Source organism: Klebsiella sp. NPDC088457, from assembly GCF_044900465.1.
Lineage (GTDB): Bacteria > Pseudomonadota > Gammaproteobacteria > Enterobacterales > Enterobacteriaceae > Klebsiella.
The window spans coordinates 72,035-93,654 of record NZ_JBJDNH010000011.1 but is presented as its reverse complement, the minus strand read 5'-3'; the positions used below and the strand labels follow the sequence as shown (position 1 = coordinate 93,654).

General features: G+C 60.8%; 18 protein-coding genes. 9 read left to right on the top strand and 9 right to left on the bottom strand.

Annotated features, from left to right (window positions below; genetic code table 11):
• Window positions 1-61: 61 nt before the first annotated feature.
• The gene (locus ACI2JR_RS09345) at window positions 62-1,159 is read right to left on the bottom strand and encodes an oxidoreductase (protein ID WP_462478388.1); all 1,098 of its coding nucleotides are present in this window, start codon (window positions 1,157-1,159) and stop codon (window positions 62-64) included.
• Window positions 1,160-1,322: 163 nt separating this feature from the next.
• Between ACI2JR_RS09345 and ACI2JR_RS09340 the strand changes: the two genes are divergently transcribed.
• From ACI2JR_RS09340 to ACI2JR_RS09325, 4 genes are read left to right on the top strand one after another with little or no spacing between them, the layout of a single operon-like run.
• On the top strand, window positions 1,323-2,825 hold the full coding sequence (locus tag ACI2JR_RS09340; RefSeq protein ID WP_132728842.1) for a sugar ABC transporter ATP-binding protein: 1,503 nt from the start codon (window positions 1,323-1,325) through the stop codon (window positions 2,823-2,825).
• The gene (locus tag ACI2JR_RS09335) at window positions 2,822-3,820 is read left to right on the top strand and encodes an ABC transporter permease (RefSeq protein ID WP_132728844.1); all 999 of its coding nucleotides are present in this window, start codon (window positions 2,822-2,824) and stop codon (window positions 3,818-3,820) included. The genes ACI2JR_RS09340 and ACI2JR_RS09335 overlap by 4 nt, the downstream gene beginning before the upstream one ends.
• A gap of 19 nt (window positions 3,821-3,839) precedes the next feature.
• Entirely contained in the window at window positions 3,840-4,907 is a 1,068-nt protein-coding gene (locus tag ACI2JR_RS09330; RefSeq protein ID WP_132728846.1) for a sugar ABC transporter substrate-binding protein, read from the top strand.
• 9 nt (window positions 4,908-4,916) lie between these two features.
• A complete protein-coding gene (locus tag ACI2JR_RS09325; protein ID WP_132728848.1) occupies window positions 4,917-6,161 on the top strand; it encodes an LVIVD repeat-containing protein in 1,245 nt (414 codons plus the stop codon).
• Between the two features lie 55 nt (window positions 6,162-6,216).
• Here the strand turns inward: ACI2JR_RS09325 and mtnK are convergent, their stop codons facing one another.
• On the bottom strand, window positions 6,217-7,416 hold the full coding sequence (gene mtnK, locus ACI2JR_RS09320; RefSeq protein WP_132728850.1) for an S-methyl-5-thioribose kinase: 1,200 nt from the start codon (window positions 7,414-7,416) through the stop codon (window positions 6,217-6,219).
• A 103-nt stretch (window positions 7,417-7,519) separates the two neighbouring features.
• Here mtnK and mtnA point away from each other — a divergent pair, with 103 nt between their 5' ends.
• From mtnA to ACI2JR_RS09300, 4 genes are all read left to right on the top strand, one after another.
• Window positions 7,520-8,551 carry an S-methyl-5-thioribose-1-phosphate isomerase gene (mtnA, locus tag ACI2JR_RS09315; RefSeq protein WP_462478387.1) on the top strand — a complete coding sequence of 344 codons (1,032 nt, stop codon included), beginning with the start codon at window positions 7,520-7,522 and terminating at the stop codon, window positions 8,549-8,551.
• 386 nt (window positions 8,552-8,937) lie between these two features.
• Window positions 8,938-9,549: a methylthioribulose 1-phosphate dehydratase gene (locus tag ACI2JR_RS09310; protein WP_132728854.1), complete on the top strand. Its 612-nt coding sequence runs from the start codon at window positions 8,938-8,940 to the stop codon at window positions 9,547-9,549.
• A 25-nt stretch (window positions 9,550-9,574) separates the two neighbouring features.
• The gene (locus ACI2JR_RS09305; protein ID WP_462478386.1) at window positions 9,575-11,071 is read left to right on the top strand and encodes an FGGY-family carbohydrate kinase; all 1,497 of its coding nucleotides are present in this window, start codon (window positions 9,575-9,577) and stop codon (window positions 11,069-11,071) included.
• On the top strand, window positions 11,068-12,096 hold the full coding sequence (locus tag ACI2JR_RS09300) for a 2-hydroxyacid dehydrogenase (RefSeq protein ID WP_132728858.1): 1,029 nt from the start codon (window positions 11,068-11,070) through the stop codon (window positions 12,094-12,096). Before ACI2JR_RS09305 ends, ACI2JR_RS09300 begins: the two co-directional genes overlap by 4 nt.
• 15 nt (window positions 12,097-12,111) lie before the next feature.
• On the opposite strand, the gene ACI2JR_RS09295 is transcribed toward ACI2JR_RS09300, so the two are convergent.
• The 5 genes from ACI2JR_RS09295 to ACI2JR_RS09275 are packed head-to-tail and all read right to left on the bottom strand — an operon-like array spanning window position 12,112 to window position 17,579.
• Entirely contained in the window at window positions 12,112-13,056 is a 945-nt protein-coding gene (locus ACI2JR_RS09295) for a carbohydrate kinase family protein (protein ID WP_132728860.1), read from the bottom strand.
• Window positions 13,057-13,067: 11 nt separating this feature from the next.
• Window positions 13,068-14,066 (bottom strand): ABC transporter permease, encoded by a 999-nt coding sequence (locus ACI2JR_RS09290; RefSeq protein ID WP_132728862.1) that lies wholly within the window; start codon window positions 14,064-14,066, stop codon window positions 13,068-13,070.
• Complete coding sequence (locus tag ACI2JR_RS09285) at window positions 14,066-15,052, bottom strand: ABC transporter permease (RefSeq protein ID WP_132728864.1); 987 nt, start codon at window positions 15,050-15,052, stop codon at window positions 14,066-14,068. Before ACI2JR_RS09285 ends, ACI2JR_RS09290 begins: the two co-directional genes overlap by 1 nt.
• Window positions 15,049-16,554, bottom strand: a complete 1,506-nt coding sequence (locus ACI2JR_RS09280) for a sugar ABC transporter ATP-binding protein (RefSeq protein WP_165905696.1) — start codon at window positions 16,552-16,554, stop codon at window positions 15,049-15,051. Before ACI2JR_RS09280 ends, ACI2JR_RS09285 begins: the two co-directional genes overlap by 4 nt.
• A gap of 44 nt (window positions 16,555-16,598) precedes the next feature.
• Complete coding sequence (locus tag ACI2JR_RS09275; protein WP_132728868.1) at window positions 16,599-17,579, bottom strand: sugar ABC transporter substrate-binding protein; 981 nt, start codon at window positions 17,577-17,579, stop codon at window positions 16,599-16,601.
• Window positions 17,580-17,995: 416 nt separating this feature from the next.
• Between ACI2JR_RS09275 and ACI2JR_RS09270 the strand changes: the two genes are divergently transcribed.
• Complete coding sequence (locus tag ACI2JR_RS09270; protein WP_462478385.1) at window positions 17,996-20,314, top strand: molybdopterin-dependent oxidoreductase; 2,319 nt, start codon at window positions 17,996-17,998, stop codon at window positions 20,312-20,314.
• Between the two features lie 51 nt (window positions 20,315-20,365).
• Here the strand turns inward: ACI2JR_RS09270 and ACI2JR_RS09265 are convergent, their stop codons facing one another.
• Together ACI2JR_RS09265 and mtnC are read right to left on the bottom strand one after the other, a co-directional pair.
• Window positions 20,366-20,908, bottom strand: a complete 543-nt coding sequence (locus tag ACI2JR_RS09265) for a 1,2-dihydroxy-3-keto-5-methylthiopentene dioxygenase (RefSeq protein WP_132728871.1) — start codon at window positions 20,906-20,908, stop codon at window positions 20,366-20,368.
• Window positions 20,905-21,594 (bottom strand): acireductone synthase, encoded by a 690-nt coding sequence (gene mtnC, locus ACI2JR_RS09260; RefSeq protein WP_132728872.1) that lies wholly within the window; start codon window positions 21,592-21,594, stop codon window positions 20,905-20,907. The genes ACI2JR_RS09265 and mtnC overlap by 4 nt, the downstream gene beginning before the upstream one ends.
• Window positions 21,595-21,620 lie beyond the last annotated feature (26 nt).

Genomic DNA, 21,620 nt, shown 5'->3' with positions numbered 1-21,620 from the left:
CTCCGGCTCTCGCCTGAGCCGGCGCGGCGGCCCGCTGGCCGTTTCCGCGTTTTTTTAGCCGTTAATGCACCTGCCGACGGACGTTTTCCACTTTCTCAAAGGCCGCCTTCAGGGTCTGCGGGGTCAGCTCGACCGGCAGGAAGTGGATCGACTCCCCCGGACGCAGAGTATGGGCGATAACCTTATCCAGTTCGACCGGGTTGTGGATATCCACGTCGAGCTCCGCCAGCGTGGTGGGCAGGTTAAAGCGCTGCCAGGCGCTCACCAGCTGGGCTAAAACATCGTCCTGGCCGAGCAGAGCGCTCTGCACCAGAATGCCGTAGGCCACCTTGGTGCCGTGCAAAAATTTGTCGGTCTGCGGCAGCACCGTCAGGCCGTTATGTACCGCGTGCGCGGCGGCGACGCGGGTATAGCGCTCGCCTAAACCGCCCACCATCCCGCCGCCGGCGATAATAGCGTCGATTACGTCGCGAAACGCCTGGGTCAGTTCACCGCGCTGCCGATCGGCCAGCGCCGTTTCGCTGTTTTCCAGCAGCACATCGCGAATCGCCAGCGCGCCGTTAATCCCCAGCCGTACGGTCAGCGGCAGAGTTTCCGGCTGCGGCGCCAGCACGACCGCTTCGTACCATTTCGCCAGCGTATCGCCGATCCCCGCCAGCAGATACTCCGCCGGGGCGTGGAGGATGATGTGCGGCTCTACCAGCACCAGGAAGTTGGCGTCGTCGAAGATTTCAAAATGCAGCGCCTGCCCGGCGTCGTTGTACCACACCGACAGCGGGGTCCAGGCGGCGCAGGTCGCAGCGATGGTGGGGATTGCCACCACCGGCAGAGCTAAGCGCCGGGCCACGGCTTTGGCGGTATCCAGCAGCGCGCCGCCGCCGACGCCAATGACCACCGCGCGGTCATCACCGGCAGTCTGCGCCAGCTGCGCCACGTCGCTTTCGCTGCAATGCCCTTTAAACAGCACCTTTTTGGCACCGACGGCGTGGAACGCTGGCGGCAGGAAGGGCTCAGCGCCGGCGATCGCGCGCTCACCGTAAATCCAGAGCGCGCGGGAAAGCTGCTCTGCGCTGTAAAAATCCGCCAGGCGCGCCAGGCTGCCGGGATGGGAAAAATAGTTGGCGGGGCCGGGTACCACGCGGATATCGCTGTTGCTCATGAACGCTGTCCTTATTCTCGTTTCGCTAACCTGATGTTATGTCTGGACATCCAGATGGCTAATATTATTTCGTTTTATCTTATGCCTTTTACGCAGTTGTCAGTCAAGGTCAGCTGTGAAAAATTCGTTAAATCAGAATATTAATCGTAAAGGGTAGCAGGGGATGGCAGTGAATCGCCTTGAGATGAACAACATTAACCTCGCCTTTTCCGGCTTTCGGGCGCTCAGCAACGTGGCGTTCACCCTGCATGGGGGATCGGTGCACGCGCTGACCGGCGCGAACGGCGCGGGGAAATCGACGCTGATGGCGGTGCTATGCGGGACGCACGCGCACTATGAAGGTGAGATTGTTATCAATAACCAGCCGGTGAATATTCGCTCGCCGCGCGATGCTAAGCTGCTGGGGATCCATCTGGTGCAGCAGGAGGTGGACGTGGCGCTGGTGCCGGGCTTAAGTATCGCGGAAAACATTATGCTGGATCGCCTCGCGGAGCCGGCTCAGCGCTTCAGCTGGCGGCGGGTGCGCGAACAGGCGCGCGAGGCGCTGGCCCAGCTGGACGTCGCCCTTGACGTGCGGCGTCCCATCGATAGCTGCACGCTGGCGGAGAAGCAGCAAATTCTGCTGGCCCGCGCGCTGTCGCACCATTGTCGTTTTCTCATTCTTGATGAACCCACCGCGCCGTTGGACCGGCATGAAAGCGAACGGCTGTTCACGGTGGTGCGCCGTCTGCAGCAGCAGGGGATTGGCGTGGTGTTTATCTCCCACCGTATTCATGAACTGAAGGCCATTTGCGACACCCTGACGGTACTCCGCGACGGTCGGCTGATTGAAAGCGGTCCGATGGCGGATCTCAGCGGCGAGCAGATTGTTGAGAAGATGCTCGGCCACGAGCTGAGCGACATTTTTCCAGCGCGGCGCCCGCCGCACGGCGAGGAGATTCTGCTGCAGGTGGAAGGTCTGCACGACGAGGGGCTACTGCAGGACATCTCGCTACGCCTGCGCAAAGGGGAAATCCTGGGGATCGCAGGGCTGGCGGGGGCGGGGAAAACCGAGCTGTGCAAAGCGCTGTTCGGCGCCAGTAAAAGCCGCCTGACCCGCGGGGAGCTGAATAGCCAGCCGTGGCGGCCTCGCGACCCGGCGGACTCGGTGACGCGCGGGCTGGCGCTGGTGCCGGAAGAGCGGCGCAAAGAGGGCATTTTTATTGAAGAGCCGATCGGCATGAACCTGGCGGTCAGCGCCGATAATAGCTTTTCGCGCTGGAGCCTGTTTGGCCACCGCCAGGCATGGCGCTGGGCGGAGGAGGTGATTGCCCGTATCGGCATTCGCACCACCGGCCCGGCCCAGACGCTACGCCGTCTGTCCGGCGGCAACCAGCAGAAGGTGGCGATCGGCAAGTGGCTGCGCGGCAACGCCAACGTGTTGATTTTCGATGAGCCGACCAAAGGCGTCGACGTAAAAGCAAAAACCGACCTGTTCAACCTGATCGACGGGCTGGCGCGAGAGGGCAAAGGGGTGATTTACGCCTCGGGCGAATTCTCGGAGCTGGTGGGGTTGTGCGACCGTATTTGTGTATTGTGGGATGGCCGCATTGTGGCAGAAATTCCGGGCGCTGAGGCCCGGGAAGAGACTCTACTTTATTACTCCACCGGAGGAGCAGCAGCGTGAGCAAGGCCCTGGCAGTGAACGCGACGGCATCGGGCCGTCAGCGATTTTTTGATTTTCTTTATAAATGGGGCATGTTGCTGACCGTGGTGCTGTTGATCGCCGTATTTGGCCTCGCCGCGGACAACTTCCTTGACCCGTTCAATATCATCAACATTTTGCGTTCTATCGCCATCGTGACGGTGATTGCCATCGGCGTCTCCGTCTCGCTGACCATTGGCGGTTTCGACCTCTCGGTAGGGTCAACCGCCTCGCTGGCTAACGCGCTGGTGATTTCGCTGTTTGTCTGGCACGGCTTCGGCACCACGGAAGCGATTCTGCTCACCCTCGCGCTGTGTACGCTGGTGGGGCTGTTTAACGCCTTTTTAATCGTGGTACTGCGTATTCCCGACATGCTCGCCACTCTCGCCAGCCTGTTTGTGATTCAGGGCGTGGCGATGACCTACAGCTACGGCGGGTCCATTACCGAGAACATGGTCATGCCGGGCGGCGATATGGCTGAAGGGACGATTCCGGCAGCCTTTGGCTCGCTGGGGCAGGTGCCGACCATCGTTATCGTCATGCTGGTGGTGACGCTGGTCGCGCAGCTGGCGCTCTCTTTCACCACCCACGGGCGACGGATGTATGCCATCGGCGGCAATCCGGAAGCCGCGCGGCTCTCCGGTCTGCGTATCACCCGTTATAAAGTGGCGGCCTACGTTATCGCTTCGCTGTTGGCCGGGCTGGGCGGGATTTTGCTGGCCTCGCGTATCGGCTCTTCACAGGTTAATGCCGGCGGCGGCTATCTGATGGATGCGGTGGCGGCGGCGTGGATCGGCTTCTCCCTGGCGGGGTCAGGTAAACCGAACGCCCTCGGGACGCTGGTGGGGGCGGTGATTCTTGGCGTCCTCTCCAACGGTCTGGTGATGCTGTCGGTGCCGTACTACGCGATGGACATTATTAAAGGACTGGTGCTGGCTGGCGCGTTAGCACTGACTTATTTTCAGCGCCGCACTTAATCATTTACAGGGTATACACATGAAAAAAATCACGCTGTCTGTTATTGCGCTGGGGCTGTTGAATTCCGTGGCGGCCTGGGCTGAAACGCCTGCGCCGGTACCGGCCGCTATCGCCGAACATAACGGACCAATCCGGATTGCGGTGATCCGTAACCTCGGCTCTGACGATAACACCACCCAGTTTGTCTCCGGCGCGATTCAGGAGGGCAAAAAGCTCGGTTTTAAGATGAGCACCTTCCTCAGCAACGGTGATGATGCCAAATTCCAGGATTTCGTTAACCAGGCGATTAGCCAGAAATACGACGGGATTATTCTCTCCCAGGGGCGCGACCCGTATGCCACCGCGCTGGTGAAGAAGGCGGTGGATGCCGGGATTAAAGTGGCGGTGTTCGATACCGCCATCAGCGGCGAGATCCCGGGGGTTACCGTGTCCCAGCAGGATGACGCCTCGCTGACCGATCTCTCCTTTGGCCAGCTGGTGAAAGATTTCAACGGCAAAGCCAATATTATCAAGCTGTGGGTTGCCGGTTTCCCGCCGATGGAACGCCGTCAGGTGGCTTATCAGGCGTTGCTCAAGCAAAACCCGGGGATTAAGGAGCTGGAATCGATTGGCGCCGTCTCTTCCGATGTGCAGGGCGATACCGCCAATAAGGTCGGGGCGATTTTAGCCAAGTATCCGAAAGGCAAAATTGATGCGATTTGGGGGACCTGGGATGCCTTCAGTCAGGGAGCCTATAAGGCGCTGAAGGAGAACGGGCGGACCGAAATTAAACTCTACAGTATCGATATCTCCAACCAGGATCTGCAGCTGATGCGTGAATCAGGCAGCCCGTGGAAGGTCAGCGTCGCGGTGGATCCGAAACTTATCGGGGCGACTAACGTCCGTCTGGTGGCGAATAAAATCGCCGGCGAACCGACCCCTGCTACCTATGACTTCAAGGCGGCAGCTATTCCGCAAGCGCTGCTGGCGGCGCAGCCGGGGGCGGTCAACGTCGCGTCCCTGGGGAAAATTATCCCGGGCTGGGGGCAGACCGAGGACTTTATCGCGCCGTGGTTCGCCACGCTGGAAGCGAAAAACAAAGGCTAAGGAGCAGCGATGGCGACGGCACTTCCGCGTCCCGATTACAGCCGCAATATGCGGCTGATCGGGCATAGCGATCAGGGCGGCCGGCCGGACGGCGTTCAGCTGATGGTTCACCGCGGCTACGCCTACATCGGCCATATGGTGTCGCAGGGCTTTTCGATTGTCGACGTGCGCGATCCGCGGCATCCGCAAACGGTGAACTACATCGCCGCGCCGGCAGGCACCTGGAACGTTCATCTGCAGGCCCATGATGATTTACTGTTGGTGATCAACGCCCGCGACCTGTTTGCCGATACCCGCTTTGCCGATGAGAAGGTCTATTACACCCGCTCGGTCGGCGAAACGGTTAGCGATGTCCAGGATCGCGGCTGGAGCGCCGGGCTGCGTATTTTTGATATTTCTCGTCCCGAACAGCCGCGGGAAATCAGCTTTCTGTCGCTCAACGGCATCGGTATTCATCGCATCTGGTACGTCGGCGGCCGCTGGGCCTATGTTTCCGCGCTGATTGACGGGTTCAGCGACTATATCTTCCTGACCATTGACCTGGCCGACCCGCGTAAGCCGGAGGTCGCCGGGCGCTGGTGGCTGCCGGGGATGCATCAGGCGGCGGGGGAGCAGCCGAGCTGGCCGCAGGGGAAACGTTACGCGCTGCATCACGCCATTATCGCCGGGGATACCGCCTACGGCAGCTGGCGTGACGGCGGCCTGACCTTGCTCGACGTGAAGGACAGGACTCAGCCGAAGCTGATTAGCCACCGTAACTGGAGCCCGCCGTTTGGCGGCGGCACCCATACGGCGCTGCCGCTGCCGCAGCGTAATCTGCTGGTGGTGCTGGATGAGGCGGTACTCGATAACCAGCAGGACGGTGAAAAACTGATCTGGCTGTTTGATATCCGCGAGCCGACCAACCCGGTGAGTATCTCGACGTTCCCGCAGCCGCAGGAGACCGACTATGTGGCGAAAGGGGCGCACTTTGGCCCGCATAACCTGCATGAAAACCGTCCCGGCAGCTTTATCAGCTCAACGCTGATCTTCGCCACTTACCAGAATGCGGGCGTGCGCGCCTACGATATTTCTGATCCCTATCGGCCGGTGGAGACCGGCGCGCTGGTGCCTGCCGCCCCGGCGAAAATGATGGATACCCGTCCGGGTCGCCCGCGGGTAATTCAGTCGTGCGACGTGTTCGTGGATGCGCAGGGGATCATCTACAGCACCGACTATAACGGCGGACTGTCGGTGATCGAATATCTGGGGTAAGGGATCGCGAGCCCCGGTAAGCGTAGCGCTACCGGGGTGCTACGGCCTACGGGGCTCAGCTGTACTGACGAATGCGGGCGATCAGATCGTCGACGTTCTCAATACGTTCGGCAATCACGATCAGCGCTTTGCCGAGCGTGATTGCATGACGCAGGCATTCATGGCGCATCGCGTCATCCTGGATCGTGTCGATATCGGCGACGTGGGACAGCCCGACGCTGCGGCGAATCAGCTCGGTACCGCAGAAGCCAATCGCGTCGGTCCAGACCTTTTTCAGGAACAGCGAGGCGTAGCCGGGGTAAGCCAGCGCCGCATCGCGCGTTTTCTCCGTCGCCAGCGCCTGGAAGCGCTCGGCGAAGGTGCTCCACAGCTGCTGGATATCGCGCAGACGCTGTTCGCGGGCGGCGGCGGCATCGCGAATGCCCAGATGCCCCGGCAGGCCGCAATAGTTCAGCAGCAGGTTGCCGATGGCGGTGCCGATATCAAAACCTATCGGGCCGAAATAGCCGAATTCCGCGTCGATGGCTTTAAAACTGCCCTCGGCCACGAAAATGGAACCGCTGTGAATATCGCCGTGCAGCAGCGCTTCGGCATGCGAAAAGAAACGCTGCTTCAGCGCGGCCACCGCCAGTTTGAGCTGCGCGTCGTCGCGCAGGGCGGCGACGTCGGCTTCCAGTGCGGCCGGGTAGTTGTTGCGCTCGTGAACCTGATAAGGGTCGTTGAAGAACAGGTCTTCGGTGATTTCGCACATCTCCGGGTTAATAAACTGCGCCACCTGAGCTTTTTTGTCATGCGGGTGGAGATAAAAGTCGCTGGTGTGAAACAGCGCCTGCGCCAGGTATTCTCCCAGCTGACGCGCGGCCTGCGGATAGTAAACGTTGGCGATCAGCTCGCCGCGCCAGATGCGATGATCGGAGAGATCTTCCATCACCATCACCGCCAGCTCGGGATCGAAATGGTGGATTTTCACCGTGTGCTGCGGGCAGTGCTGATAGTGCGCCACCAGCGTTTGCGCCTCAAGACGGGCGCGATCGAGGGTCAGCGGCCAGGATTCGCCCACGCAGCGGACGTAGGGCAGGGCCTGCTTAACGACAATGCGGCTGACGCCCTGAGTATCAAAAATCTTAAAGACCAGGTTGAGGTTGCCATCCCCCACTTCCTGCGCGGACACCAGTTCCGACGGATTATCGATGCCGCCAAATTGTTGTGCGTAAGCCACGGCATCGCCGGGGGTGAAGGTATGGTATTGCGACATTGCCTCGATCCTCAAAAGTTCTGATTAAGCCGTTCAGACGTCTATACTTCTGGATTTCATCCTGACACAATGTAATACAACAACGCAACAGGGATTTAACGATATGCAGACACTACAGACCACCAGCCTGCGGGTAAGCGAAAATCAGCTTTTTATTCTTGATCAGCAGGCATTGCCACAGGAAAAACGCTGGCTGGCGGCGGATAACGTTGCGTTACTGGTGGACCATATTCACGCGCTGCGGGTGCGCGGCGCGCCGTTAATCGGCCTTTCGGCCAGCCTGTTGCTCGCACTTCTGGCGCAACGCGGCCTCAGCCGGGATGAACTGGCGCAGGCGCTGGACACATTGCGCGCGGCGCGTCCGACGGCGGTTAACCTGATGAACAACCTCGATCGCATGAAGCTGGCGCTGGCAGAAGAGAACTATTCCCTGGCGCTGGAAGCGGAAGCGCTGCGCCTGATTGAAGAAGATAAACAGCTGTGCGCCAGCATTGCTGAGACCGGCTGCGCGCTGATGAAAGCGGGCAGTCGCCTGTTAACCCACTGCAATACCGGCGGCCTGGCGACGGCCGGCGTCGGTACCGCGCTGGGGGTGATTGCGCTGGCTCATCAGCGAGGGCTGGTGGCAAACGTCTGGGTTGATGAGACGCGCCCGCTGCTGCAGGGCGGCCGGCTTACCGCCTGGGAGCTGGGGGAGCTGGGCGTGCCTTACCAGCTAATTACCGATTCGATGGCCGCCAGCCTGATGGCCAAAGGGCAGGTGGATGCGGTATGGGTCGGGGCCGACCGTATCGCCGCGAACGGCGATGTGGCGAATAAGATCGGCTCCTACTCGCTGGCGGTGCTGGCGAAATACCACGGAGTTCCGTTCTACGTGGCGGCGCCGCAAACCACCCTCGATCGCCATTGTCCGAACGGCGAGGCGATTCCGATTGAGCAGCGGGCGGCAGCGGAGGTCACCGGGGTGGCCGGGAGTTTCGGTTCCGTGCAGTGGGCACCGCAGAATGCGCCGGTTTACAACCCGGCGTTTGACGTCACGCCGGCCGCCTTAATCGACGGCTGGGTGCTGGACAGCGGGGTGGTGACCCCAGCCCAGGTGGCCGCCGGGGCGTTCGCCCCGCAGAGCGACTCATGAACTCTTCATATTTCACTTTACAAAACCGCTGGCCGAAAGGCCTCTGCAGCTGAGGCCAGCCGGGTGAACCGCCTGGCGACGGTAAAGGGAGGCGGCGCGCCGTCGCCGTTTTTTTCGTTGCTTCCCGGCGCTCCGCTCTTCTTTTCCCCCCATCCTGTGCAGTATGAATCACTGCCTTAACACGCTCCTGCCAGCGGTAATATTGCCATCATGCAAACCTTCAGTTGTTTGATTGTTAAAAGCGGGGGTTTTATATGAATATCGAGCATAACGGTGTCTTTAAGTTGCCTGATGGGAAATATTGTTCCGTCGCGCGGGCGGTGTTAGTATCGGGTAAATAGCCATTTAGACGGCTAAATACATCATCGCTAAATTAAGGAACTGCTATGTGGCAAGAAAGACTCGCGCAACTGGTCACCACCTGTCATTGGATCGGCGCGAAAGGCTGGGCGCCGGCGACCGGCGGCAACATGTCGGTGCGCCAGGATGAGACCTGGTGCTGGCTCAGCGAGTCGGGGCGCGATAAAGGCAGCCTGACCACCGACGATTTCCTGCAGGTTGAGATTGCCACTAACCGGGCCCCTTCCGGGCGTAAGCCCTCTGCCGAAACCGGCCTGCATACGCTGGTTTATCGCCTGTTCCCGGAGGCTAACGTCGTTCTGCACGTACACACCGTCAACGCCACCGTGCTGTCGCGAATTGAGAAGGGAGATACCCTGGCGCTGCAAGGTTACGAAATGCAGAAAACGTTGACCGGACAACGCAGCCACCTCGATACCGTACCGGTGGCGATTTTCGATAACGATCAGGATATTGATGCCCTGGCGGCGCGTATCGAAGATGATGCGCAGACCCGCCCGCTGCGCTATGGTTTTCTGCTGCGCGGCCACGGCCTGACCTGCTGGGGGAAAGATATCGAAGAAGCGCGACGCCAGCTGGAAGGGCTGGAATTCCTGTTCGAGTGCGAGCTGCTGCGTCGCCGCTACGAGCGTGACTAAGTTTATCTCAGCGATCGGATCAGGCATGGATTTTTATCTGGGAATCGATATTGGCACCTCGCGGGTGAAGGCGGTGCTGTTTGATGAGCACTTTCAGGCGCGAGCCAGCGCGGCGGCGGATACCGGGCCGCATCTGTCGGCGAACGGTTTTGCCGAGCAGGATATGGCGCAACTATGGCAATCGGTGATTGCCATTTTGCAACAGATTGCCCGGCAGCCGGAACTGAAGGCCGGACGTCTGCGGGCGATTGGGCTTGCGGGGCAGGGCGAAGGCGTCTGGCTGAGCGATGCCGAAGGCGAACCGGTTGGCCCGGGGATCTTGTGGAGCGACACCCGCAGCCGCGCTCTGATGAGCGAGCTGTTACGCCGCCCGGGGTTCGACCGGCGCTTTTTCGCCGACACCGGCACCCATCTGCAACCGTGCAATACCAGCATGCAGCTGTGCTGGCTCCAGCAGCATCAACCGGAGCGGCTGGCGCAGGCCAGCTACCTGTTTTTCGCCAAAGACTGGGTGCGTTTTCGCTTAACCGGCGTGGCGGCGCTTGATTTTACCGACGCCAGCACTTCGCTGCTTAATCAGCAGAGCGGCGAGCTGTCCGAAGTCGTGCTTAACGAAATGGGGCTGGCCGATCTGCGGCACCTGTTCCCGCCGCGGCTGGCTCCCGATGCGCCGGCAGGCACGCTGCGCGATGAGGTGGCCGCCCTGACCGGGCTACCTGCCGCCACGCCGGTGGCCGCTGGCGCGCTCGACGTATGCAGCGCCGCGCTGGGCTGCGGCGCGGTCAACGATGGCGATATCTACACGATTCTCGGCACTACCTGCTGTACCGGGATTGTCTGCCACGGCCGCCAGACGGTGAATGAAGGCACGCGCTACGTGACTCACACCGAGTCGGGAAGCTTTATCAATCTCTTCCCGATGCAGGCCGGCACGCCGAATATCGACTGGCTGCAACAGCATATTTCGCTGACGGCGGACCTCCAGCTGCTGGAGCAGTCTATCGCCGCCGTCGAGCCGGGCAGCGGCGGCGTGTTCTGGCAACCCTATCTTAACGGCGAACGGGCGCCGTTTTTCAGCCCCGATGCGCGGGCCGGTTATTTTGGCATTAGTCAGCACACCACCCGCGCCGAGCTGCAGCGGGCGGTGTTTGAGGGGCTGGCCTACGCGATTGTCGATGCGTTGCAGGGATATCCCCGGGGGGGAGAGCTGTACCTGACCGGCGGCGGCGCGGCGTCCGCCACCTGGCTGCAGATTATTGCCGACTGCACCGGCCGCACGGTGGTCTCCAGCGCCTTTAATGAACTCAGCGCCCGCGGGGCGGCGATACTGGCGGCCCGTAGCGTCGATGGGCTGGCGCACCATCCGCAGCTGGAGCAGACCCGCTATCAGCCCGATTCGCAGGCTCACGCCCGCTACGCCGCGCTGTACCCGGTTTACCGGCTGCTGCGCGAGCAGATGCTGCCCGTCTGGCAAGCCCGACAGGATGCACTTCAACGTCTTTCTCAGGAACCCTATTCATGAAAATCGTTTTTACCGCCGAACATTCCGGCGATCTCGCAGCCTTCCAGCAACTCGGCGAGCTGCTGGTGGAAGGATGGGCGCTGGGCAAACCGAAACTGAGCGCGCGCCAGCTGATTGACCTCGCGCACGATGCCGATGTTCTGGTCACCAGCTATGACGATGTTACGGAAGAGGTGATCGCGGCCTGCCCGCGTCTGAAGGTGATTGCCTGTACCCGCGCCAATCCGGTCAATATCGATACCAAAGCGGCGCAGGCGCGGAATATCCGCGTGCTGTATACGCCGGGTCGTAACGCTGACGCCGCGGCGGAGCTGACCATCGGGCTGATGCTGAGCCTGGCGCGGCATATTCCGCAGGCCCACGCCGCGCTGAAGCGCGGGGCGTTCACCAATGCAGAGAACGCGGCGGTGGCCACTCAGGCCGGACTGCGCCGCGATGTGGTCTGGGACGTTAGCCCCGAGAGCCCCTATGAAGTGTTTAAAGGTAGCGAGCTGCGCAACAAAACGCTGGGGCTGATTGGCTATGGCAATATCGGTCGCCGCGTGGCGCGTATTGCGCGGGCGTTTGGTATGGCGGTGCTGGTGGTGGACCCGTTTGTCGCCGGCGAAGATATCAACGAACCGGGACTGCGGAAAACCACCCTGGAGGCGTTATTCCGCGAAGCGGATATTGTCAGCCTGCATCTGAGCAGCGGCGCGCACAGCGACGGCCTGGTGAATGCCGCCCTATTGAACAGTATGAAGCCCGGAGCGTTGTTGATTAACACCTCGCGCGCCGCGGTAGTGGATGAAGAGGCGTTGATTCACGCGCTGCGCCACGGTCCGCTCGGCGGCGCGGCGCTGGATGTCTACCACCGTGAGCCGCTGTGGCGCGACCATCCGTTTATCACCGGGTTAGATAACGTGATCATCACGCCGCATATCGCCGGCGCCACCCGGGAGAGCATCGCTAAGCATACGGCGATGATTGCCGCCGACCTCCAGCGCTATGTCGCTGGCGAACCGCTGCTCTATCAGTGGCGCTAAGCCGCGGGCCGGAGATTATCCGGCCCGGTTGGCCGCCATAAACGCCAGGGTATGATCCCAGTCGACAACCCCGGCGTCTGATCCCAATCCGGTCGCCACCAGCGCGGCGACCGCCGATGCCACTTCACAAGCCGCTTTTACGCTCAGCCCACGGGCCAGGGCGGCGATAAAACCGCCGCAGTAGCTGTCGCCGCAGCCGGTGGTGTCTACCGCGTTAACGCGCCACGGGGCGATATGTTCGACGCCGCCGTCGCCGCTCAGCAGCCACGAGCCGTTTTCGCCATCCTTCAGAATGCAGTTGCCGACGCCAAGATCGAAGAAGAAGCGGGCGATGTCGGCGGGATCGGTGCGTCCGCTAAGGTAGCTTGCCTCTTCCAGCGAAGGCATAAAATAGTCCACCGAAGGCAGCAGCGGGCGCAGCAGTTCCAGCGTGTTCTCATGCGGGGCGATTAAATCGAAGCTGGTGACAATTCCCCGGGCTTTCGCCGCCGCCAGCAGACGCGCGCTTTGGCCCCGATCCATGGCCGCCAGCAGCCCGCTGCCGCCGTGATGCAGAAAGCGGCAGTCGAGAATCGCGGCGAACTGCTCTTCGCTGACGAACAGGGCGTCAGAGGCGCCGCGGCAGTGCAGGGCCGGGCGCTCGCCGTTGGGGCGGATCGGCAGAATAGTCGCCGAAGTTTCCAGCCGTGAGGTTCGCTGAATCAATGAACAATCGATTCCCAGGCGGCGATAGCTGGCGAGAATAAAATCCGCCTTTTCATCTTCGCCGAGGCAGGCGACCGCTGCGGTACGCACGCCGAGTTTCGCGGCGTTGATGTTGGCGCCTGCGGCGGTACCGGCCGGGTTCAGCCGGATTTGCTCGATAAAGGCCACCCCGCCGCGCGGCGGGATGTCGCTCACCGGGCGACCGGCGATATCCAGAATAGTCAGGCCGACAAATACGGCGTCAAAAGCTGCCATTAAAGCTCCGTTTAACGATGCTGCTGGCGCAGACGCGCCTGCCAGAAGGAGAGCGCGAGGGCCACCACCAGAATGACGCCGACCAGCGCATCTTTAACCAGGTAGTTAAGCCCCATCAGATTCAGGCCGTTATCGACGATGGCGAGAAACAGCACGCCGCCGAGGGTGCCGGCGATGCTGACCCGCCCGTGGCGATTAAAGGCGGTGCCGATAAACACCGCGGCGATGGCATCCATCAAATAGGCCTGGCCGGCCAGCGGGGTAAACTGGCGCAGGTTGGCGGAGAGAATCACCCCGCCGACGGCGCAGAGCGCTGAGGCCGCCACCAGCACCCACAGCAGGGTCAGACGGTCACGGATCCCGGAGATTCGCGCCGCTTCGGCGTTCTGGCCGATGGCGCGGACATATTTGCCAAACAGGGTGCGTTCGGTAACCAGCCAGGCCAACAGCCACAGCGCGAGGACAATCACCACCGGGGTTGGAACGCCGGCGATATTCCCGACCGCGAGGTCATGATATTCAGGGGCCATTCTCCGGTAGGAGATGGAGCCGCCGCCATCGGTATAAATCCGCTCCATGCTGCTGGCGATAAACCAGGTCCCAAGGGTGGCCAGGAACGGACGAATCTGACAGATAAGAATCAGGAAGGCATTCAGCAGGCCGATAATCACCCCGCCAAGCAGGGCGCAGCCCACCGCCGCCTGCCACGGCAGGTGCCAGGTTTTTAAGGCCACCAGCGCAAAGGCGGCACCGAAATCGAGCGCCACGCCCACCGAAAGGTCGATGGCGCCGGCGCTGACGATTAAGGTCATCGCCATCGCCACGATCAGCAGAATGGCGCTTCCCTGCAGTAAGTTCGCCCAGTTATCGAGCGTCAGAAAGACCGGGTTGGCCCAGCCAAACAGGGCGATCGCCAGCAGGGTGATAATGCCGAACCCGGCCCGCGACAGCCACGCCAGCGGGCGGCTACCCGCCCCGCTGGCTGAGGATTTGAGCGTCAGCTGGCTCATCAGCGGCCTCCTTGATGTCTGACCGCCGAGGCCGCCAGTACGATGAGGATCAGGCCGCCCTTGATGGCGCCCATCCAGAAGATATTCACCCCCAGCAGGCCAAGGCCGTTGGAGAGCGCGTTCACCAGTACCGCCCCGAGCAGCGCGCCCCAGATGGTGACCACGCGGCGGCGTGAGAAGGCCGCGCCGATAAAGGTCGCCAGCACGGTTTCCAGCAGCAGTGGCGTAGCGGTTCCGCTGGAGCTGCCGGAACCCTGGCTGAGCAGCGGTAAAATCGCCAGTCCGGCGGCGATCCCCGCCAGTAGCCAGACCATAATGGTCAGACGGCGGACGTTGAGGCCGCTCATTTGCGCCATATCGCGGTTGCCGCCTACCGCCTGTAAGTGCTGGCCGAAGCGCGAGTGGTGTACCAGCAGCTGAAACAGGATGAACACCGCCAGCAGATAGATCAGCGGCCAGGGAACCCCGAGCACCGCGTTGTCGCGAAAAGCGACCATCAGCGGGTCGTTGACCGCGATGCGGCGCTGGCCGGTCAGCAGATCCGTCAGGCCGGTAAAAGCAACGGAGGTGGAGAGCGTCGCCAGCAGCGGCGGCAGGCCGGCGGCGAGCACCAGGATGGCGTTCACCGCTCCGCAGGCGAGACATACCGCGATCAGCAGCAGTAACAGCAGCAGATACGGGGTGTTCCATTCGACCATGCCGAGGCTCAGCAGCGCGACGCCGAGGACGGCGATAGCGGGAAGCGAGAGGTCGATACCGCCGGATACCACGTCATCGCCGCCGACGGCAATCACGCACACCAAGCCGAAACAGAGAATCGCCAGCGGGACGCTTTGCACCAGCATCATGCTGATATTCTGCCAGCTTAAAAAGAAAGGCGACTGGAGGCTGAGCCAGACCAGCAGCGCCAAAAAGAGAATCAGCGGAAATTTTTCGATAAGCGTCGTCATGCCCGGCAGAGCGCGACGCTGGATACCAGCACTCATATCTGTTGTTCCTGTCCACCGTTAATCGTCGCCAGCAGCGCGTCGAGCGTGAGGCCCTGGGTGGCGAGATTGGCCACCAGCGTGCCGCGCCACATCACGAGGATCCGATCGCATAATCCCAGCAGCTCCGGCGCGTCGCTGGAGGAGACCAGTACCGCGCGTCCGCGATCCGCCAGCTGACGGGTACGTTGATAGATATCGCTGCGGGCGCCGATATCGACCCCGAGGGTGGGTTCATCGAGAATAAACAGCCGCGCGTCGGTACCCAGCCAGCGGGCCAGAATGGCTTTTTGCTGGTTGCCGCCGCTCATAAAGCGCACCGCTAATTCCGGGCGTCCGGGACGGATGGAGAGCTGTTCTATCCACGTCTGCGCCTTCTGCTGCGCCCGGCCGCGGTGTTCCCAGCCCAGCGTCGCGGTCTCCGACAGCGACGCGAGATTGATATTATCGGCGGTGGAGAAGGGTAGGATCAGGCCCTGATGGCGACGGTCGCGCGGCACCAGCGCCATCCCGGCGCGGATCGCCTGTTTCGGCGTACGAATGCGTTTGGCTTGCCCGTCGATGCGAATCTCGCCGCTGCCTACGCGCTGCAGGCCGTAGAGGAGATCGACCAGTACGTCGCGACCTGCGCCCAGTAATCCGGCGATGCCGACGATTTCGCCCGGCTGAATATCAAAGCTAATATCGTGCAGCTGCTGGCCATCGCTGAGGTGGCGAACCGAGAGCAATGGCGCGGCGGCATCGGTTTGCGGCGCGCGGGTTTGTCGTGGGGTGTAGAGCTGTTCGATTTCCCGACCGACCATCATTTTGATCAGCGCATCGGTATCCTGCAGCAGGGCGCTGTCCGGGTAACCCACCACTTCGCCGTTGCGCAGAACGGTGCCGCGATCGCAGAGGGCGGCGATTTCGTTGAGGTAGTGGGAGATGTAGAGAATCGCGATCCCCTGTTCCCGCAGCCGCAGAATCGCCGACGACACCAGGCTCGCCTCCTGGGCCTCCAGCGGGGCGGTGGGTTCATCGAATACCACCAGCCTGGCGGCGCCGTCGATCAGCGCGCGGGCAATCTGCACCAGCTTGCGTTCGGCAAGGCTCAGATGACGGATCAGCCGGCGCGGATCGATCGTCAACTGCCAGTTATCGCGGAAAAAAGTCTCGGTGGCGGCATTCATCCGGCGTCTGTCGAGGGTTCCCCAGCGGGTACGGTATTCCTGGCCGAGAAACACCGATTCGGCGACGGTAAAGTGGGGGATCAGGTTGAGTTCCTGATGGATTACGCGGATGCCCAGCGCCTCAATGGCCGCCGGGTTGCCGAGCGGCAGCGTTGCACCTTCGAGGGTGGCGGTGCCGCTATCGGCCTGGTAAACTCCGGCGAGAATTTTTATCAGGGTCGATTTTCCGGCGCCGTTTTCGCCGATCAGACCGTGGATCTCACCGGGTTTGAGCTGCAGGGTGACCGCATTTAATGCCGTGACGTTAGCGAACTTTTTGCTGATCTGATTCATGACCAGACCAGCGGCGGGGAGCGCCCCGCCGAGGTGTTGATTGATCACTGCAGTTCGCCATATCCCAGCTGTTTATAGACCGCTTTCGCCTCCTGCGGCCCTTTTACCGGGACCACCGGGATAAAGGTTTGCAGCGGCAGTTTCTCTTTGGCGAAGTAGCGCGCGACGTTGTCGGCGGAGGTCTGGCCAATCAGATGCGGCTGCTGAGCCACGTTAGCGACGAACGGGCTGTCGGGTTCCGCCATGATCTCCAGCGTTTCCGGACCGGCATCGATAGCGGTGACCTTCACGTCTTTGTCGCGGCCGGTCTCTTCCAGAGCCTGAACGATACCGATGGCCGGCTGATCCCAGCAGGCGACGTGAATCGCATCGAGTTTGCCTTTAGGATACTGGCTGAGTAATTCGAGGGTTTTCTTACGTGCGTCTTCCGGGGAGTTAGCAAACTGTTCGGCCAGCTCCGGCTGAATAATATGAATATCCGGATAATCCTTAAGGACATATTTCCACTGATCGTAACGAATGCCACAAATACGCAGTGAACTGGAGAATGCATTGAATACGGCAACGTTGCCTTTACCGCCTAATTCATCCGCCATATAGCGGCCAATGGTCGAGCCCAGGGTGTAGTTGTCGGAAGTGGTGTTATTGACCGAATATTTTGACACATGGTCAACGGTAAATACCGGAATGCCGGCATCGCGCAGGGCTTTAAATTTAGGCTCAACCGCGCTGTCGCCGAGAATACTAATTACCGCATCGACCTTGCGTGACAGTAAAATATCGTGGTTGTTGGCATGGACCTGATTATCGCGGCCGCCGTCGACGCCAATGACCTTGCCGCCGAGTTTTTCCACCTCCTCCGTTGCGCCTTTGTAGGCTTCACGATCCCAGAAGTGCTGGGTGCCAACCACGGCGACGCCGATGGTTTTCCCCTGAAGCGACAGGGCTTCAGCGGCCGATGCGCTAATGGAGACGAGCGAGAGCAGACCCAGTGCGGCGGGTAATAATTTTTTTCTCTGCGACATTCTTATTATGATCCTGTGATGAAGGTGGCTGCGGAGTCGTAGCATGACAATAACGAGCACGCAACCTCAAATACGAAATATGTCTAAGTTATTCCAACAATGTTATATCGCAGGATTAGCCGAGGAAAACTTAATTTTATCATTGGTAAGCTGAAAATATTTCATGATGCAAAAATTAACCCTCTTTTATATTGTGGATATAACGACTGAGCTACTATTTTTAGTACAAATAATCGTTGCTGCTTAATTATTATGATTTAAGTGGTGTGATATCTGGTAAATAAGCCGTCGGGGCGAGCGGTGTGGGGCGTTAATTGCTATATACCCAGCATATTATATGGTGGGTGGCGTTTTATCTTCCCGAGGATCGCGCTCTATGATAGCGCTCTTTATCGGGCGAGAAGAAAACAGGCACTATGAGAAAACAGCATAATCTGACCGTGATGCATTGGGGAACCTGGCAGGTACAGGCCCGCGATGGCCATATCGATGCGGTCACGCCGGTCCCCTGGGATAAGCATCCTTCGCGTATCGGTCAGTCGCTCCCCGATGCCGTCACCGGCAATACGCGCATTCGCCGTCCGGCGGTGCGGGAAGGCTATCTGAAAAACGGCCCGGCTTCCCGCGAGGGGCGTGGCAAAGAGCCATTCGTGGAGGTGAGCTGGGAGGTGGCGCTTGACCTGCTGGCCCGCGAGCTGACTTCGGTGAAGGCGCGCTGCGGTAACGAGGCGATTTTTGGCGGCTCCTACGGCTGGGCCAGCGCCGGACGTTTTCACCATGCCCAGAGCCAGCTGCATCGTTTCCTGAAAACTTTCGGCGGCTACACCGCCAGCACCAATACCTACAGTAGCGCCGCCGGCGAGCGCATTTTACCGCATGTGCTCGGGCCGCTCAGTCCGCTGCATCGCCAGCATACTCATTTCTCTGAGCTGGCGCGCGAGTGCCAGCTGTTTGTCGCCATCGGCGGTTTGCCGCTGCGTAATTCGCAGGTCAACGGCGGCGGCGCCAACGACCATATGCTGAAGCACTGGCTGGATAAAATGCAGGAAGGGGGGACGCGCTTTGTTAACATCAGCCCGGTACGTAACGATCTGAGCGCCGTGGAAAGCGCGCAGTGGCTGGCGATCCGTCCGGGCACCGATACGGCGCTGCTGCTGGCGCTGTGCCACGTACTGATCGTGGAATCGTTGTACGATGCGCAATTTGTCGCCAGCCATACGGTAGGCTTTGAGCCGTATCGCGCCTATCTGCTCGGGGAGAGTGACGGGGTAGCGAAAACGCCGCGCTGGGCGGCGGCGATTACCGGTATTGCTGAACAACAGATCGTCTCTCTGGCGCGGATGATGGCCAGCCAGCGCACGATGGTGAATATCTCGTGGTCCATTCAACGCGCGCGCCAGGGCGAGCAGGCCTACTGGGCTACGGTGGCGCTGACCGCCCTGCTGGGGCAAATTGGCACACCGGGCGGCGGGTTGGGCTTCGGCTACGCCTGCACCAATCTGGCAGGGGCCCCGCGTAAAGCCTTCTCCGGCCCGCGCTTGCCGGCCGGGGAAAACGCGGTCAGGAGCGTGATCCCGGTGGCGCGGCTGGCGGATATGCTGCTGCATCCCGGTGAGGAGTACGAGTTTGACGGCCAGCATCTGCGCTACCCCGATATCCGTCTGGTGTACTGGGCGGGGGGGAACGCGTTCCATCACCATCAGGATCTCAACCAACTGTGTGAAGCGTGGCGGCGGCCGGAAACGGTGGTGGTCCACGAACAGTACTGGACCGCGCAGGCCAAATTCTCCGATATCGTGCTGCCGGTGACCACCTCGCTGGAGCGTGAAGATATCGGCAGCGGCGGTCACGACGGCTTTATGATCGCCATGAGCGCCCAGATCCCGCCGGTGGGCGAGGCGCGCGACGATTACGCGATTTTCTGCGATCTCGCGGCGCGCCTCGGCGTTGGCGAGCGGTTTAGCGAAGGGCGGGACGCCGGCCAGTGGCTACGGCAGATTTACGAAGCGTCGCGGCCGCGGGCGCAGGAAGAGGGGATTGAGCTGCCTTCGTTCGATGAGTTCTGGCAACAGGGCGTGCTGGAATATCGCGTCCCGGAAAAACCGCAGGTCTTTCTGGCGGAGTTTCGCGCCGACCCGCAGCGCTATCCGCTATCCACCCCCTCCGGCAAAATTGAACTCTACTCGGCAACGATAGCCGCTTTTGGCTATCGCGAATGCCCGGGCCATCCGTGGTGGGACGCAGAAGAGGCGGCCCGGCAGCAGGCAGAGGCCGAGCGCTGGCCCCTGCATTTGCTCTCCAGCCAGCCGCGCACCCGCCTGCACAGCCAGTACGATCACGGCAGCGTCAGCCGGGCGACGAAAATTCAGGGCCGGGAGCCGCTGTGGATGCATCCGCAGGATGCACAGGCGCGGGGCATTACCGAAGGCAGCGTGGTGAAGGTGTATAACACCCGCGGGGCGATTCTCGCCGGGGTGCATCTCAGCGAGCAGATCCTCAAGGGGGTGGTGCAGATGTCAACGGGGGCCTGGTACGATCCGCTGGATCCTAAAGTCAAAGGATCGCTGGACAAGCATGGCAACCCGAACGTGTTGACCGAAGATCGCGGCAGTTCGCGCCTGGGTCAGGGCTGTAGCGCCCAGACCTGTCGGGTGGAGATCGCGCCGTGGCGTGAACCGCTGCCGCCGATTACCGCTTTCGACCCGCCGACGTTCGTCAGCGTGGAAATGCCGTAGTCGGTAAGGAACCGGTGGCGCGGGGGGCGCCGCCGGGGAGTATGCCGGAGGTTACGCCAGCCGCGGGTAAGCGTCGGCGATGTCGTCGCCGGTAAATTTCGCCACCCAGCCTTCCGGGTTATCAAAAATTCGAATCGCGGTGAAGTTAGGCTCTGAACCCATATCAAACCAGTGCGGCGTGTCGGCCGGTACGGAAATCAGATCGTTCTTCTCACACAGCACCTGAAAAACTTCGTTGCCGATATGCAGGCAGAACAGCCCCGCGCCTTCGACGAAGAAACGGACTTCGTCCTCACCGTGGGTGTGCTCGCTGAGGAACTTCGTGCGCAGCGCCTCTTTCTGCGGATTATCGGCGCGCAGGCTGATCACGTCCCAGCTCTGATAGCCTTTTTCCGCGACCAGTTTGTCAATCGCGTGCTGATAGGCCTCAATTACCGTTTCCGGCGTCGGGGAGACGCCGAGATCGCGGTCGGCCTGCCAACGTTCGAAGCGTACGCCTTTGGCGTTTAACTGCTGCTGAATTTCATCGCCATCCGTGCTGTGCCAGATGGCGGTCGCCGCGTCCTGATCTGAATAAATTGTTAATGCGCTCATGCTGGGATCTGCTCCGGGTGAATGTCGTCAAAACGCTGAACCTGCGGATGATGGCTGGCAGGGTCACGGTCGCCACGTACCAGCTGGATAGTGCGAAAACCGGCTGCTTCCGCGGCATCCAGCTCCTGATGAATATCGGACAGGAACAGGATGGCGGCAGGGTGGTGCCCCAGTTGTTCAGCAATGTTACGGTAGGACTGCACTTCGCGCTTCGCGCCTACCAGGGTATCGAAATAGCCGTTGAACAGATGAGTAATATCACCTTCATCGCTGTAGCCAAATAACAATTTCTGCGCCGCCACCGAGCCGGAGGAATATATATATAAATCAATTCCCTGAGATTTCCATTTTTCCAGAGCCGGCAAAACGTCCGGGTAGAGATGGCCGGTAAAGTCGCCGTTAACATAGCCCTCGCGCCAGATAATGCCCTGGAGCGCCTTCAGCGCCGTCGACTTGCGGTCTTCGTCCATAAAGGCCAGCAGCGTATCAATCAGCTCGGCGCTACTGGCGGCGGGGTTGCCGATTTCCGTACGCAGATTATCGAGGATCGTCTGCACCGGCTCAGCGTACTGCTGGGCGCTGACAAACCCTGCGATGCGTTCACGGGCATACGGAAACAGAATGTTGTGTACAAAGCGAATGTCGCTGGTGGTGCCTTCAATATCGGTCACGATAGCGCGGATCATGGTCTCTCCAGAGTGGGCGGTGCGCC